The following is a 16,224-nucleotide window of genomic DNA, read 5'->3' as shown; positions in this document are numbered from 1 at the left end:
CGCCCAGTCTCCTACAGGATCCGGTGAATCATCGCGAACAGCTCGCGCAGGTCGGCCACCGCGTCCTCGCCCAGCTCGGCGAAGTCCTCCGTGGTCAACATCAGATCCTCCGGCAGTAGCCGCTTCGGCATGTTGCGCCTGCCGAAGTGCGTCTTCAGGTGCAGGTAGTGTCGCTCGGCCAGCGGCCTGCGCCGCAACGCGTCGACCTTCTCCGGCTGGTGGGCGAAGTGGTGCTCCCACGCCTTCAGCGGCAGATAGTTCTCGATCATCCGCAGCAGGAGCATGTGCACCTCGGGTACGCCGGCCGCCCGCATCGCCGTCACCTTCGGCTCGTAGTCACTCACCGCGCCGGCATGCGCCCGGTCGCTGTCCAGCAGCACGGCGACCCGGACCAGCATCCGGAACATCTTGCACTCCGCGATCGCAGACTCGGCCAACTGCCCGGTGCCGCCGCCGTTGCACAGCCGCAGCCACTCGTTCGCCGCGTCCAGCGCCTCGACGATCCGGTCCTCGCCGAAGACCGCCGCCACCCGCTGCACGAACTCTCCGTCGCTGAACCTGTTCTCCAGCACCAGTACGGCCGGCTTCGCCAGGTCGCTGACCATGTCCCGCAGCTCGGCCAGGGTGACCTGGGCGGTGGCGGCCGACGACGGCGGGGTCGGATCCGCCGCCTCGATCACCAGCTTCTCCAGGTATTCCCGCTGGTCCGGCGGCAAGCGGTCACTGCGCTCGTCAACGTAGACGGCCTCGTCGAGATCCGGCCGCCACTCGTGCCGTCCCTCGATGGCCAGGTCGATCAGCTTCCGCAGCAGGGCCGGGTCGCCGAGGTCGAAGACCTCCCGGGCGATCTCAAGACGCATCCCGCCGCCTCCTCGCCTGCGCCTTCGCCAGTCCCCGTACCTCGTGGTAGTCCTGCGAGAAGTAGCCCTCCGGCCAGTCGTCGTCGAGGTTGCCGAGACCGTCGATCCCGACCCGGCGGACCGTGGAGACGCCGTCGACCTGCTCCACCACGTGGACGGCGACCATCTCCGGCGGATAGTCCTGCTGCGCGATCCGGCGGCGCAGCCGCAGCAGCAGCGTCTCGCTGTGCGTCTCGACCAGGAACCGGGTCCCGGTCGCCTTCGCCGTACGCAGGTAGAGGTCGGCCAGCTCGGCGTGCGCTGCCGGGTGCAGGTGCATCTCCGGCTCCTCGATGATCTGCAACGGCGGGTCGCTCGCCGACCCGTCCCGCTCGTCCAGCGCGCACTGCACCAGGATCGGCAGCACCTGGGCCAGTCCGCTGCCCGCGTCGGCCAGATTGACCTGGAGCTTGCCGCCGTCCTCCCGGGTCAGCACCGTCTTCCAGCGCGAGCCGTCCGCCACCTCGTCCAGCCGCCAGCCGGGCACGATGTCCCGCAGTCGCCGGTTGACCGAGTCGAGCAACGCGCCGCCGTGCCGCACCTGGTCGTAGGCGAGGATCCCCGGTACGCCCGCACCGTTGTCCCCGACGTCACCCGGCCCGCCGAGCGGCATCCGGTGCTGCCGACCCCACCGCTCCCGGTACGGCCCCAGATAGCGGATCAGCCCCGGCGATAGTCCCCAACGCCGCATTTCCGCCGCCGGAAATTCGTCGAGCCCTGGGCGCAGGCCCTGGAACGACACCGGCCCCACCGTCCGTAGCCCGCTCGGCCGCTCCCTGGCGTAGGCACGGGGGCCTTCGCTACTCACCACTGCGGCCGACGGAACGTCCCAGGTCAACGTCGCGTTGAAGGTCGCCGACCTGATCGACCACCGCTGCAGCACGGGCCGCCGGATCAGGTCGACGTACTGGATCGTCGCGGACAGGTCGAACGTCCGTCGGCCATCCACGCTCAGGCCGATGGTGAAGGGGCGGTACACGTTCTGCCCGAAGTGGAGGTCGGCCCAGTCGTCGACGGCGTCTGGGCCGAGCCGGTCGAGGTCGAGCGGCAGCTCACTTGTGGTGTCGAAGCCGGTGGCGATGACCAGGGGCGCCCGGGTCAGCACGCTCTTGCCGGAGTTGTTCTTGCCCAGGACCACGGTGACCGGGGCCAGCTCGATCTCCTGCCGGTCTCGGAAACAGCGGTAGTTCTCCAGCACGAGTTTGCGCAGCGGCATTCCCCGATGTCTACCAGATCGGAAACTCGCTCACAGTCCGTTATCCGTCTACGGTGCACGCCCTTGCGGCGAGGCCGGCAGCGACGGGGCGGGGAGCCAGGTGTCGGGCAGCCAGAGTGCCTGGCTGGCCGGGGAGACCAGCGGAATCGGCTCGCCGTCCAGCAGCGCCGCCTCCGGTCTGCGCACCGGGACCAGCAGCAGCCGGGCCGCCGGCCGGGGCCGCGTCGGGTCGGCCAGCTCCTGGACGAACCGCATCTGCCCGTACCGGGCCAGCGGCGCCGCCTCGGTCAGCAGCGCCGGCCCGTCGGCCGCCGCCAACGCCTCGCCGATCGCCGGTACGACCTCGTGCCGTACCAGGTCGACCAGGCTGCGGAAGTCGGCGTCGGCCGGCGATCCGTTGTCGGCGGCGACGATCGCCTCCCAGGGGTAGCCGAGCGCCCGCAACCGGTCCAGCAGGATCGCGGTGACGTCCACCTCGGTGAGGCCGAGCCGGGACAGCAGCGCCTTCCGAGCCGCCGTCAGCCGCCGCATCGACGTCTTCACCACCAGGAAGCCCCGCCGCTCGATGGCGCCGACAAGTTTGGCGTGCGCCTCGGCGGTGGCGTCCGGGCCGAGGATCGGGGCGACCGAGTTCGTCATCCGGGTGCCGCCACCGACCGTCGTCCTCGACTCGGGGCGACCGTAGTGGGCCTGAGTGGGCAGCCAGACCAGCGGTACCTCGCACTCGGCCAGCACCTCGTCCAGCCGCGGACGGCCGGGCAGCTCCTCCGCGCGGGGGAACCGGGACTGTACCCGTTTGCGCAGTTCGTCGACGGTGAGTGACTGGCCGATCAGCCCTCCGGCGGCCAGTCGAAGGGCCCGTGCGGCAGGCATCCCGACCGGGTAGAGCTGCCCCTGGACGTTGACGTCCGCCTCGCCGTTGCTACCGGCCGCGGCGAGCTGCAACAGCCGCACGTCGGACACCGGCGGCATCAGGACCGGCGGGTCCAGGGTCCGCAACTGTTCGACCGCCCGCTGCCGGGTCGGCAACGGGTCCGCCTTCGCGAGCGTCGCGGCGAGCTGACCGAGGTGGACCACGTAACCGAGCAGGTCGGCGGCGGTCACCTCGCCGGAGACGTCCTCCGGCTCCCGACCGACCAGCACGAGGTCGGTCCTACGGAACCGCTGGACGGCGAGCCGGGCGTTACCGCCCCGGGCCAGTTCCGCCTCGACCGCGGCGCGTACCAGCCCGATCGCCTGCGCCGTCCGCTTCGGCTCCGCCGACAGGGATCCGTGCGCGACGATGAGCGCGTCGGCGAGCTCCACACTGGACATCACCGCGCCCCGACCGTCCAACAGTGTGACGATCTCGTTGCGCACCGCCTCCACAGCGGGGTCGGTCAGCCACCTGCCGACCTGGCGGCGCAGCAGCGTGGAGACCTGTGGCTGGCTCTGCCCGGCGACCCGGGCCGCCGCCTCACTCTGGGTGGGCCAGTGCAGATAGCTCTCACCGTCGCCTGTCGCCTGGCCGAGCAGCACCCGCAGCGTCGTCCGCTGGACCCGGTTCCGGCTGGTCTCGGCGGGCAGCAGCGCCGCACAGAGTTCCTCGATTCCGGCGGTACCGGCGGCGTCCCCGGTCACCGATCCGGCGGTGCCGACCTGCTCCGGAATCCTGGACTCGATCACCGCCAACTCGGCCCGGAGCGATCGGGCCTGGGCCAGGATCTCCTTGCGGGTGGCGTCCGGTACGCCCCTGGCCCGGGTCAGCTCCGACGGCTTGGCGTCGAGCAGTTGCCCGACGGTGTGCACGCCGAGCCGCTCCAACGCCGACCGGGCTCGGGCGGTAAGCCCGGCGACCTCCAGCGGGGAGTCCCGGTGCAACGCCTCGATTCGGCCGCCAGGCCGGCCGGACGTCTCCTCCGGGTCCGGGATCTCCCGAAAGATCGCCCGCCAGGCGTCGGTCATCTCGTCGACCGTGTCGAACCGCTCGGCGTCGTCCCGGGCCAGCGCCCGGGCGAAGAAACCGACCATCCGGTCCGCCACCGCCGGGTCGAAGGAGGTCGGATCGAGGCTGACCTCCTCGCTGATCACGGCCGGGTTCGCGTTGTCGCCCCACCGGGGCAGGGTGCCGGTCGCCATCTCGTAGAGCGTCACCGCGGCGGCGAACCGCTCGGCGGCGGCGTCGTAGCGGAGCCGGCGCGGCGGCCCGAGGAACGGGTCCAGGTAGCCGACGGTGCCGGCGGAGAGCTGGTCGGCCGGGGTCGCCGACAGCGAGAAGTCGAAGACGCACAGGTGTTGCTGCTTGTCCGATGGACGCGCCCGGGCCGCCAGGTTCGCCGGCTTGATGTCCCGGTGCCACACCCCGTAGCCGTCCAGCACCGCGACGATCTCCAGCAGGTCACGGCCGTATCGTTCCAACAGTTCGAGGGCGAGCCGGCCACCACGCAACTCCTCGGCGAGGGTCCGCTCCCCGGCTGACTCCATCAGCAGTGCGGTCCGGCCACCGACCACGATCGGCCCGGCGACCAGGGCAGCCACCCGCCAGTCCCGGATCTTGTCCAGGGTCGCGGCCTCGGCGGCGAACCGCTCCCGGTGCTGCTCGTCCCGGGCGACCTTCAACACGAGCGGCTTGCCGTCGGAGTCCGGCCGGGTCACCTGCAGCGCGGTCGCGGTGGCACCGCTGCCGAGCCGCGCCACGACGGTCAGACCGCCGTCGAGCACGTCGCCCTTGTGCGCGGAGAGCGGGTCGACGACCGGCTCCGGCTCGGGTGCGGTCAGTTCCTCCCAGACGTCCTCCAGCCGGAGCCGGAACTCGGCCACAGTGGGTAGGCGCTGCGCCGGATCGCCCCGGGTGGCGTCGTAGACCAGGTCGACCAGGGACTTCGGCATGCCGTCCGCGGCCGCGTCCAGGTGCAGCCCGCCGCCGGTGACCGCGGCGAGCAGCGCCTCCGGGGTCGGCGCCGCTTCCCGGTCGGTGAAGATCCGGTACGCCAGCACGCCGAGTGAGAAGACATCGAGCTGGTGCCCGAGCGAGCGGGTCATGTTCGCCGCCTCGGGCGCCTGGTAGCGACGTACCTCGTCATCAAAGAACATGGTGAGGGTCGCCGGATCGGTGGAGGAACCGAGCTGGGTGAGCGAGGTGGCCGCCGTCCGGGTTCCGGTCTGCCAGTCGGTCACCACCAACGACGGCCGGGCCGCCTCCGGACGGTCGACGAAGATCGCCCGGGGATGTAGCGACCGGTGGGCCAGCCGCCGGGCGTGTGCGTAGTCGATGATCTCGGCGAGGTCCTGGAGCAGTTGCAACCGCTGCGCCAACTGCAGCCGTCCGCCCCGCTCGATCAGCCACCGGTCGAGGCGTACCCAGTCCGGCTGGTGGTCGAAGATGACCGCCGGCCCCCAGGCGTGCTCGGCCAGGTCGACCGCTCGGGCTATCCCCGGATGGTGAATCCCCTGGAGCAACCGGAACTCCCGCTCGGCGGCCTTTCGGATGTCGGGGATCTCGTCCTCGGCCGCGCGGCTGGTCAGATAGAAACGCACCCGCCGCACCACCGAGGCGTTCAGGGTGTGCTCGGCGAGGAAGTCCTGCCAGCCGAGCCCTTCCGCGACGGGGCGGGTGTCCCTCAGCACCAGCTGATTGATCTTGCGGTCCCGTACCGACGGCCGGAGTTTCGCGCCACGGACCAGGTCGACGATCTGCCGGCCCCGGGCCGCATCTATCTGGTGACGCGGATTCTGTGCCGGGTCGAGCAGGAGTTTCTTCAGGCTCGGTAGTCGGGAGGTCGCCTCGTGCCCGTCAAGCCCGTAGACGTGCTGCCGGCCGATCGGGTCAAGGTTCGACCGGGCATTCCGGGCATGCAGGAAGACGACCGCACCCACGTACGGCACCTGCGCGTTCCTGGGGGCGTAGTGCCTGATCAGGCTGGCCAGCCGCTTCGCCTTACGGTTCGCCAGGATGTACGGATTGTCCTCCGGGACCTTCCGGCCGTTCGGCAGCTGTCGGGTCCAGTGGGTGCCGCTGCCCTCGATCACACCCTGCCAGTGCTTCAGCTCCACCACGTACAGACCACTGCGGGTGAGCACCAGCGCGTCGATCTCGTTGATCGACCCATCCGTGCCCACGAACTCGACATTGGCCCAGACGTGGAAGGGGTGGGCGTCCGGCAGGTAGGAGGCGAGCTCCCGCAGGCCGTCCTTCTCGTGCGGAAAGTTGCTCGGGTTGACCTCTTCCCAGCGGGGAGAATCGTCACGCATGTGCCACCACGCACCGCTCTCGCCGTCGCACCGTCACTCCCCCGATTCAGGGTCCCACTCGTCCTGGCAGGCTACCTGCACCTGCCACTCCGACGGTTCCCGGTCAGCGGGCATGTTTCGCGGCAGGCCGCCCACGGCCGTACTCAGCGAGTGGCGCCGAGCACCGCCCAGCGGCCGGAACGCATCCGTAGCAGCAGCCCGACCAGCCGGGCCATGACGAAGAGGGCGAGCCCGGCCCAGATTCCACCGAGCCCGAGATCGAGAGCGTAGCTGAGCCAGATCATCGGCAGGAAGACGCCGAGCCCGCTGACCACTGTCAGGTTGCGCAGGTAGCCGACGTCGCCGGCGCCGATCAGCACCCCGTCGAGGGCGAAGACGACACCGGCCAGCGGCTGCATCCCGACGAACCACGGCCAGGCGATCATCGCCTGTTCGCGTACCTGCGGATCGTCGCTGAACCAACCCGGCACGATGCCGGCACCGGCGCCGATCAGCACGGCGAAGGCCACACCGCAGATCCCGCCGTAGAACGCGATCCGCCGGGAGAGCAGCCGGGCGCTGGCCGCGTCGCCGCCGCCGAGTGCCGCCCCGACCAGCGCCTGGGCGGCGATGGCGAGCGCGTCGAGCAGCAGCGCGGTGAAGAACCAGAGTTGCAGCGCGATCTGGTGGGCACCGACGGCGGCGACGCCGAACCGGGCGGCCACGGTGGTCGCGGAGAGGAAGCTGGCCTGGAAGGCGGCACCCCGGATCAGCAGGTCCCGGCTGAGCACGAGTTGCCGGCCGATCACCCGGGGCCGGGGCGCCAGCGGCACCCGCTCGGCTACCAGCGCTCCCGCGAAGAGCAGCCCGGACAGCGTCTGTGCCACCGCGTTGGCGATCGCCGAACCGACCAGGCCGAGGCCGACCGGATAGACCAGCAGCGGGCAGAGCAGGGCGGAGAGCAGGTTCGGCCCGAGCACGAACCAGAGCGGCCGGCGGGTGTCCTGCACGCCGCGCATCCAGCCGTTGCCGGCCGCGGCGAGCAGCAGGCCGGGGGCGCCGAGCACCGCGATCCGCAGCCAGAGGGCCGCGCCGTCGGCCACGTCGGGGTTTCCGCTCCCGGCGACGGTACGCGCCAGCGGGCCGGCCGCGGCCTGCATGACGACCACCAGCAGCAGGCCGGCGGTGAGGGCGAGCCAGGAGGACTGGACGCCCTCGGCGACGGCGGCCGGCCGGTCACCGTGCCCGAACCGGCGGGCCGCCCGGCCGGTGGTGCCGTAGGCGGTGACGGTGCCGATCCAGACGACCAGGGTCATCACCGGACCACCGACCGCCAGCGCCGCCAGCGGCACCGCGCCGAGGTGCCCCAGCACGGCCGTGTCGACCAGCACGTAGAGCGGCTCCGCGGCCAGCACGACCAGGGCGGGGAGGGCGAGTCCGAAGATCCGCCGCGCGGAGGCGTCGACCGCCCGCGACGGCGGGGCGGTCTCCGGGATGGGTGTGCGGGACTGGCTCATCGCGGACGATCGTGGCACGACCCCGTAAGGAGCGCAATACTGCTCTGGGCTTACCGGCCGGAGCCGCGTGGACCGGGTGCCCGTCGCCACCCGCCGCCGGCTAACCCGGCCCGCTGCACGCGCCCGGCAGCCACTCGTCCGGCCCGATCGACCTGCGGAGCCCTTCGAGGTCGCCGAGCAGGGCATCGAGCCGGTCCGGATAGCGCAGATATTCGAGCACGGCGTGCTGGAAGGCGTTCGCCATCGCGGTCGGCATCACGTCGGAGGCGTCGAGGCAGAGCGGGCTCCGGCTCGCGGTCAGCGTCTGCGCGATCCTGGTACGCACCTCGGCGCGGCGGTCCGGCCCGGTGGCGCCGGCCGGCTCGGCGCCACGGTCGCTCGGCCGCACGTCCCGGTTGACCGAGAAGGAGGTGCCGGCACTGCTGTCCTGCCAGATCCGCTGGGCCTCGTCGGTGGCGAGGAACTCGATCAGGCGCCGGGCCGCCGGCTTGTCGCTCAGCAGGCCGGCGAAGTCGGCCGAGACCATCGCGGCGTCCCGCCGTCCGGCGCCCGGGGCGGCGTCGCGGAAGGCCGGGAACGGCAGGTAGTCGGCGCCGGTCACCTCCGCCGCCCGGACGGCACCGCCCCGGTCGTCCTCCGGGTAGCCCTCCCGGATGCCGATCACGAAGGACGCCTGGTGTTCGAAGAGGCAGCCGGGTCGGCTGGTGAACATTGGCCGGCCGGCGTCGGTGAACTCGGTCAGCAGGGCGGCGTCGGCACCGCCCCGGACCATTCCCGGCGCGGTGACCAGGTCGCCCCAGGCCGTCCAGGCCGCCTTCACCTTCGCCGAGTCCCAGGCGAGCCTGCCGCCCGCCCAGGCGTCGTAGTCGGCCACCCCGGAGCGGTGCAGCAGGATGTCCTCGATCCAGTCGGTCCCCGGCCAGCCGGATCCCGGCGTCGCGCTCATCCCCAGGCACCACGGTGTCGCGCCCGCCTCCGCCAGCGACCCGCTGGTCTCGACCAGCGCCTCCCAACTCGTCGGCGGCCCCGCGGCGCCGAACGGTGACCGCTCCGGGACGTACCAGACGAGACTCTTCAGGTCGGCCTTGATCGGGATGACGTCCGGGCCACCGCGCGCGTTCAACTGGGCCAGTTCGCGCCACTGCCGCGCCATCGACGACGAGCCGGGCTCGCCGTCCAGCGGTCGCAGCACGTCCCGGCGCAGATAGCCGGCCAGCTCGCTGAGGGTCGGCAGCACCGCGACATCCGGCGGCGTGCCCTTCTGCACCTCGGCGAGGAGGATCTGCCGCACGGCCCGGGTGCCCTGGTAGTCCACCTCGACGCCGTACTCCTCCTCGAACGCCCGCAGCACGGTGCGGAAGCTCGCCTCCTCGGCGCCGGTCCAGGAGGCGAGCACGCTGACCGTCTCCTCGACCGGCTGGCCGAGGCAGCCGGTCGCCCCCGCTCCCGCGGTCAGCAGCGGCAGCAGGACCAGGTGGGCGGCCTTGCGCCGCAGGTGAAGTCTCATCTCGACCGGTACCGGTATTCCTCGAGGCGTGGCCGCAGCCCGAGCCAGACGAGCAGCGCGATCGGCGACACCAGCAGCAGGACGACGAAGGCCAAGGACGTCGCGCTGGTCGCCGCCCCCGCCTGCTCGTCGACCTCCTCGGCCCGGCCCAGCACGTCGCGGTCCGCGACCGGCGTCGGGGACGCGGCGGTGAGGCCGGGCCGGAAGACGTCGCTGGAGACGTCGCAGCCGTCGTCCCGGACGCAGGATTCCCGCAGCAGTCTTTCCAGGGCGATGGCTCCGTCCCGGTCGGCGGCCCGGAACTGCTCGCCGGAGAGCCGGCGGACCTCCGACAGCTCCGCCCCGGCGTCGGCCAGCTGGGCCTTGGAGACCAGCGCGAACGACGTACCGGCGACGAGCACGGCGAGCAGGAGCGTGGCGGCGGCGAGTCCCCAGTTGACCATGCGCCGGAAGCGCCGGTGCAGGAAGAGCTGGGTGCCGACGAGCAGGACCAGCAGGCTCAGCGCCGGCACCAGCCAGAGCAGGGTCGCGGCGGGACCCAGCCAGCCCGAGGCCAGCCGCGCCTCCAGCGCGTCGGTCTCGGCCGCGAGCAGGCTGTCGAGCTGTGCCAGGATGCCCTGCTCGGAGTGGAGCAGCCGGGAGGCGTACCAGAGATAGGCGGTGGCCAGGCCACCCGGCCCGCTCTTGCGGTAGTGCGCGTCCGCCTGGCCGACCAGGCCGACGTACGTGACAAGCAGCCCCTCGACGAGCTGGATCTGCCGGCTGCTCGTGCCGTCCCCGGAGCCGATGTCCTCGGCGGCCTGGGCCAGGCTCTGGCTGGCGGCGGCGATCTGGTTCTGGTATTCCTCGCCCGGCCCGGCCAGCCCCGCCTGCCTGCTCTGGAAGCTCGTGATCGCCGCGGTGTCGGCTCGGACCAGCGCGGTGCGGACCGCCGCCAGTTCCATCACCGAGGGAAGGCTCCGGGTGCGTACCGTCTCGGCGGTGCGGTGGGTGCCCCAGACCACGGCGAGCGAGGTGGCGAGCACCAGCGCCGTCGCGCCGAGGAGGCAGCCGAGCAGGCGCAGCAGCGTACGCCGGGTCGTGCTCGACCGCGCCGTGCCACCCACCGACGGTCCGGCCGTCACGTCGCCCGCCGACGGTCCCGCCGTCATGCCCGCCCACCGTCCTCGGCGCGGTCGAAGGGGCGTTTGCACGCCTCGCAGACCAGCGCGTCCGGTGGCGAGATCCGCCCACAGGGACACTCCTGGTCCGGACCGGTCGGGATCGCCGGCTCGGGTGCCGGCCTGTGGTTGGTCGGTCGTGGCTCCGAGCCGACCATCACCGAGCTGACCGCGACCCGCAGCATGGCGCTGCGGGTCCAGTCGTCCCGCAGGCGTACCGGCCGGTCCGAGTCCCCGGTGACCTCCACCAGGCCGGCCAGCCGGCGCAGGATCTCGGCGTTGCCCAGCCGCTCCGCCAGGACGACGGCGAGCCCGAGCTTCGCCTCCGCGGTCTTCCGGTCACCGCTCTCCAGGGCGTCGCAGCCGGCCGCCACCGCCTCCCCCAGCTCCTCCTGCCCGAGGTGCCGGGCGACCAGCGGCTCGATCCGGGTCGACGCCACCGGATCGTCCGTCCAGCGCAGCTCGATCGGCTGCGGGTCGGCGCACCGCTCCCCTGCCATGATCAGGTCCACCCGGGCCGCCCGGACATCCTCCTCCAGCGGTGGCCGGTCCCCGTCCCGCCCGTAGGCGATCGCCAGGTCGACGAGATACTCCCGGCTCTCGTCACCGCTCCAGGAGCCGGTGTAGAACTCGGTGGTCCGCTCGTCCAGTACCGTGGCGTGCTCGGTCAGATCGGCCAGTGTCGGCGTCTCCTGGCGCACCGACCGCACCCGCACGCCCGGCGCCGTGCCGAGGCGGATCCGCAGGTCGGGGACCCGCTTCCCCATCGCCCTGTCCATGATCGACTCGAAGTCGGCCGCCAGCTCGGCGACGTCTCCGACAGCCTCGGCCTCGCCGCGCAGCACCGAGGTGATCCGGAGCAGCTGGCGGTGGTCCCAGTCCTCGCCGATGCCCCGGGCGTCGCAGACGAAGCTGCCCGCGCAGGCGGTCAGCACCGCCTCCAGTTCCTCCGGCGTCTCGTGCTCGTTGCGGCCGTCGGTCAGCAGGATCACGTGCCGCACCAGTTCCGGGTACGGCGCCAGCAGTTGGTCCGCCAGCCGCAGCCAGCTTCCCATGGCGGTGCCGCCGCTGTCGTAGAGATGCCCGGCCGCCTGCTTCGCCGCCGCCCGGGTGGTGGCATCGGCGACCGCCGTCGTCGCCGGCTCCGGATAGACCATCCGGGCGCCGTCGGTGCCGGCGACGACCGCGAAGCGGCTGCCGTCCCGGATCGTGTCGATCGCGGCCCGGGTGGCCTGCTTGGCCGCCGACATCTTGGCCGGTGGATACCCCATCGAGCTGGAGCAGTCGACCAGGATCGCCACCGCGGCCGAGGCCGGCGCCGCCGCCACCGCCCCGCCGGAGCGCCGGGTACCGACCCTGAGCACCACGGCCATCCCCGTGTCCGAGGTGGACCGGTACTTGTTCTGCACGACCTCCAGCTCGAAGGCGTGCAGCGGGCCCCCCGCGCCGGCCCCTGGAGTCATGGCGTCCCCTCCCGTCACAGCGTCACCACCGGGTCCTCGGCCGCACCGTGTTGGCGAGGTCGACCAGTGCCCCGTGGTCGTCGGCGGTGCGGGCCTGGCCGGCGAGCACCCGCATCGACCGTTCCAGCCGCCGCCGCAGGTCGTCCTCGGTCAGTTCCCGGCCGAGCACCTCGCCGCCGTCCCCGAGCCCGTCGGCGTCCCCTAGCCGCCCGTCGGCGTCCCGGTCCTCCACGGCGTGGGCGGCGTCGACGCCGCCCACGCCCCCCGCTCCGACACGGGCGGGGTCGTCCCGGCGGACCTGGGCATCCCGGCGGACCAGGCCGAGCGCCGCCACCTGGACCAGCGCGGTCAACCGGTCTCTGGCCTCGCCGGTCTCGTTGCCCCCGTCCAGGTGCAGCGCGGGCAACCGCCGGAGCGCCTCGGCGAGGTCACCGGAGGTCGGTCCACCGGCGCCCGACCCGCCCCTGCCGGCGCTCGGTACGCCGGCAGGAAGCCGCCCGCAGAGAATGCGGACCGCCGCCACCCCGGCCCGTTCGTAGTGCAGGCTCTCCCTCGGCACCTCGTCCAGGATCCGTACCGCACCGGCCCGGTCGCCGTCGCGCAGCCGCAGTCTGGCCAGCCCGAACGCGGCGCTGCCCACGCTGTTGTCCCGCCGCCAGACCGCCTCGTAGCAGCGTTCCGCCCTCGCGTACTCGGCCAGGTGCTCGGCGCAGAAACCGAGGGCGAGCTTCGGGGCGATCTCACCGGGACAGTCCGTGTAGACGGCGTCGAATTCCCCGCTTCCCGCCGCCACGTCGGCGCGGGCCAGGCAGAGCAGCGCGTTGTGCCAGCGGATCCGCCAGTCCTGGTCGGGCCGGGCGCCCAGCTCGGCGACTGCCTCGTCCAGGCAGCGCGCCGCACGGTCGAGATCGCCGGCCGCCAGGTACGCCCGGCAGAGCGCGAACTGGACCTCGACGGACTGCCGGCCGGAGTTGGCCAGCTTCTCGATCAGGCCGCGCGGGTCCGCGGCACCGGCGGTCGCCAACAGGTCCGCCGCGTCGTCGTCCGGGTCCACGATCGGCACCGGCAGGCCGCCGGCCGCCGCCGAGGAGGGCGACGGCGGCGTGACGTCGAGCAGGTCGGTCGCGCCCCGGATCCAGCGCTCCAGTCCCGGTACGGCACCGAGCCCGCCGTCCAGCAGCGCCGGGGTCGGGGCGAAGACCACCGACCGCGCCGGATGGGGCCGGCCGGTACGCAGCGACAGCACCTCCCGGAGCACACCGGTGAGCTGCTGGGACATCTCCGCAGCGGTGGCGAACCGCCGGTCGCGCCGGGCGACGGCCCGGTTGACCAGCCGGAGAAACGACTCCACGCCGAAGGCGATCCGGTTCTCCGGCGTCCCCGCCGGGCGCCCCTCGTCGCTCACCTCGAAGAGCACCTGGAGCGTCCGGCCGACGGTGTGGATGTCGGAGCGGACGGTCAGACCGTGCCGGTGGATCTCGTACTCCGGTGGCCGGAAGAACTCTGTCGTCACCGAGGGGCCGCTGCTGTCGTCGATCCGTCGTACGCCGCCGATGTCGATCACCTTGATCCGCTCCGGGCAGCGGATCACGTTGGCCGGCTTCATGTCGCAGTAGAGCAGGCCCCGGCTGTGCAGGTAGTCCAGTGCCGCGAGGATCTCGTGGCCGTACGCGAGCACGTGCTCGATCGGAAGCGGCTCGGCGCCCCGGGCGGCGACCTCCAGGACATCCTGCAGGGACTGCCCGTTCAGGTACTCCATCACGATGTAACCGGTCTGCTCACGGGTCTGCGGATCCTGGTGCGTGACCGAGTTGAAGATCCGGACGATGTTGGGGTGGTCGAGTGCGGTCAGGAAGCGCCGCTCGGCGACCGCCATCCGCAGCGCCGCCGCGTTCTTGGTGATCAGGCCCTTGAGGGCGACCAGGTTGCCGTCGAGGTGCGTGTCCCGGGCCAGGTAGACCCAGCCGAGTCCGCCCCGGGCCAGGCAGCCCTCGACCTCGTACTGGTCGGCGACCAGGTCGCCCCGGTGCAGCTTCGGGGTGAAGGAGAACGGTGTCTGACACCGGCGGCAGTAGCCCTCCAGCAGGCCGGGCTGACCGGCGTAGCCGCGGCCGACCTGGGCCCCGCACTCGCCGCAGAAGCGGCTGGACTCCGGCACCTCCGTGGCGCCACCCACCCGACTGAGCGGGTCGGGCAGCGGCAGGTCCGGCATCGGCACCAGGCCGTCGGCCAGCCTGGAGACAGCACCCGAGCCGGCGCCGCCGGAACCCGTACCGCCGTCAACTGTGCCGGCGGCTTCGGCGGCGCCGGAACGGATGCTGCCGGGACCGGCGGTGCCGGCGACGGCCGGGGCGGGCACGCCGGGCGGTGCCTTAGGGCCGGCCGCAGCCAGCGGCCGGCGGTTGCATCTGTCGCAGTAGCCCGTCTCGTCCACCGTCCCGGTGCAGCCCGGACGGTTGCAGCTCCCCGTCACCACGTCCCCGTCACCCCGTCCCCGTCCCCACGTCCCCGTCACCACGGCTCGGCCGCCACGTCCCCGTCACGACATCTCCGCCGGCTGGTCGTCCGGTCCGGCGCCGCGCCGCCGGATCAGGGTTCCGTACCGGTCGACCAGCGCGGCGCAGACCGCGAGGTCGGACGGCCCGTGCCAGAGCGCCTCGTGAGTCTCGCGGTAGAGCGCGGTCAGCTCCCGGTCCTCCCGCAGCCGCTCGGGCACGCTCGCCCGGTACACGTCGAGCCGCTCCCGCAACCGGTCGCGCTCGTCGAGCCTCGCGTCCAGATCCCGCCGTGCCTCCTCGGCCACGGCAAGTGCCTCCTCGACCAGCGGCCGGCACACCTCGACGGCGGGCAGCAGCGGAGTGTCACCGGGCCGGGAGGCGGCCGCCCGCAACGCGGTCAACCGCAGCCGCAGCTTGGCACCGCTGCGCTTCGGCGGATCGACCGGCGCGACCCGCTCGGCGACGTGGAGATAGCGCTGCCAGGCGGCCTCTTCGGCGGCCTGCAGGACGGCGATCCGCTTCCCCAACAGCTCGGTCGCGGCATATCCGAGGCTCGGTGCGTGGTCGTCGTGGAAGACCAGCAGCAGCCTGAGGTCGTGCCCGGTCATCCGCTCCGCGATCGGCAGCACCACCTTCGCGATCAGCGCCTCCGGGTCTGCCGCCCGGTCGACGCCGTCGAGCACCAGGCTCATCGGGGGCGGCTCCCCGGCCAGGCAGTCGGCCAGCGACTTCGCCGAGGCACCCACACTCATCCAGTTGACGATCCGGCTGCTCACCTCGTCCGCCGTCCGTCCCGAGACGTCGAGGGCCAGATCGATCCGGCCCGGTCGCGGTCCGCCGGCAGCAGCCGGCGCGGATTCGGGCGGGCCGGCGTCGGCGGGCCGGAACTCCCGGCTGGTTCGCAGCACCACGTCGCGCACGGCGGCGTGCACCGCCGACCCCGGGGTGGTGACGATGACCCTGGTCTCCGGCCGGGCTCCGGGGGCAAGGAACTCGGTGAGCTGCCGGACCACCGTCTCGTCGCTGACCACCGGACCGACCGGCCTGGCGAAGCTCTCATCGACCGCCGAGTCGCCGCTGACCCATTCGCGGGTCCGGGGCAGGTATCTGATGATCGTCTCGACCGGAATCATCCAGGAGGTGCCCGCACCGCCGCGGGCAAGGTAGCTGACCACGACGCCCACGACCTGATCGGTCTCCTCGTCGAATACGGCCGTACCGCTGAACCCGGCCTCCACGGCCGGGCCGACCGGGTCGCGATCGAGCTGTATCCATTCACCGCCCGGGCCGCCGTCCCCGCCGAGCCGCGCCCGCGCCCAGACCCCGGTCGGAACGGCCGCCGGAAAGCCGAACATCCGCACGCGACGGCGTGCGTTCGACGGCAGCCGGCGTAGCACCTCCGGACCGGTGCCCTCCGGCAGCGGATCGGCGAGTTCGAGCAGCGCCAGATCGGCACGCTGGTCGTCCTGCGGCGGCTTCCAGCAACCGCCGGCCACCCGTGCCCAACCCGGCGACGCCCCCGGGCTGCGCCCGACGAACTCCACCTGGAAATCGTCGGACGGAGGTCCGTGGACGGTGCTCCGCTCGCCGTGTGCCGCCGGCAGGAGAATGTGCGCACAGGTCAGCACGTGCCGGTCACCGAGGACGATGCCGCCACCTCGAATACCGGCGCGATCGTCCCTGATGCACGCCCGCCACTCAGCGCGGCCCGAATGCGACACACGGCAACGTTATTCGCAGGTGTCCAATCGACGC

The 16,224-nt window shown here is 72.7% G+C and carries 9 protein-coding genes; all 9 read right to left on the bottom strand.

What is annotated here, in order from left to right:
• Positions 1-11: 11 nt before the first annotated feature.
• Entirely contained in the window at positions 12-860 is an 849-nt protein-coding gene (locus ACN27G_RS04495; RefSeq protein ID WP_421491510.1) for a hypothetical protein, read from the bottom strand.
• Positions 850-2,115: an AAA family ATPase gene (locus tag ACN27G_RS04490; RefSeq protein WP_421491509.1), complete on the bottom strand. Its 1,266-nt coding sequence runs from the start codon at positions 2,113-2,115 to the stop codon at positions 850-852. The genes ACN27G_RS04495 and ACN27G_RS04490 overlap by 11 nt, the downstream gene beginning before the upstream one ends.
• A gap of 48 nt (positions 2,116-2,163) precedes the next feature.
• Positions 2,164-6,345: a BREX system serine/threonine kinase PglW gene (pglW, locus tag ACN27G_RS04485; protein ID WP_421491508.1), complete on the bottom strand. Its 4,182-nt coding sequence runs from the start codon at positions 6,343-6,345 to the stop codon at positions 2,164-2,166.
• Positions 6,346-6,488: 143 nt separating this feature from the next.
• Positions 6,489-7,841, bottom strand: coding sequence for an MATE family efflux transporter (locus tag ACN27G_RS04480; protein ID WP_421491507.1), 1,353 nt, complete (start codon positions 7,839-7,841; stop codon positions 6,489-6,491).
• A 100-nt stretch (positions 7,842-7,941) separates the two neighbouring features.
• Positions 7,942-9,348, bottom strand: coding sequence for an ABC transporter substrate-binding protein (locus ACN27G_RS04475; protein ID WP_421491506.1), 1,407 nt, complete (start codon positions 9,346-9,348; stop codon positions 7,942-7,944).
• Complete coding sequence (locus ACN27G_RS04470; RefSeq protein WP_421491505.1) at positions 9,345-10,499, bottom strand: hypothetical protein; 1,155 nt, start codon at positions 10,497-10,499, stop codon at positions 9,345-9,347. Before ACN27G_RS04470 ends, ACN27G_RS04475 begins: the two co-directional genes overlap by 4 nt.
• The gene (locus tag ACN27G_RS04465; RefSeq protein WP_421491504.1) at positions 10,496-11,971 is read right to left on the bottom strand and encodes a vWA domain-containing protein; all 1,476 of its coding nucleotides are present in this window, start codon (positions 11,969-11,971) and stop codon (positions 10,496-10,498) included. Before ACN27G_RS04465 ends, ACN27G_RS04470 begins: the two co-directional genes overlap by 4 nt.
• A 22-nt stretch (positions 11,972-11,993) precedes the next feature.
• Positions 11,994-14,330: a tetratricopeptide repeat protein gene (locus tag ACN27G_RS04460; RefSeq protein ID WP_421491503.1), complete on the bottom strand. Its 2,337-nt coding sequence runs from the start codon at positions 14,328-14,330 to the stop codon at positions 11,994-11,996.
• 180 nt (positions 14,331-14,510) lie between these two features.
• Positions 14,511-16,190, bottom strand: coding sequence for a trypsin-like peptidase domain-containing protein (locus ACN27G_RS04455; protein WP_421491502.1), 1,680 nt, complete (start codon positions 16,188-16,190; stop codon positions 14,511-14,513).
• Positions 16,191-16,224 lie beyond the last annotated feature (34 nt).

This window comes from Plantactinospora sp. WMMB334 (genome assembly GCF_049179095.1).
Taxonomy (GTDB): domain Bacteria; phylum Actinomycetota; class Actinomycetes; order Mycobacteriales; family Micromonosporaceae; genus Plantactinospora.
Note: the sequence above shows the minus strand (reverse complement) of the source record. Positions and strands in the feature narration are given on the sequence as shown.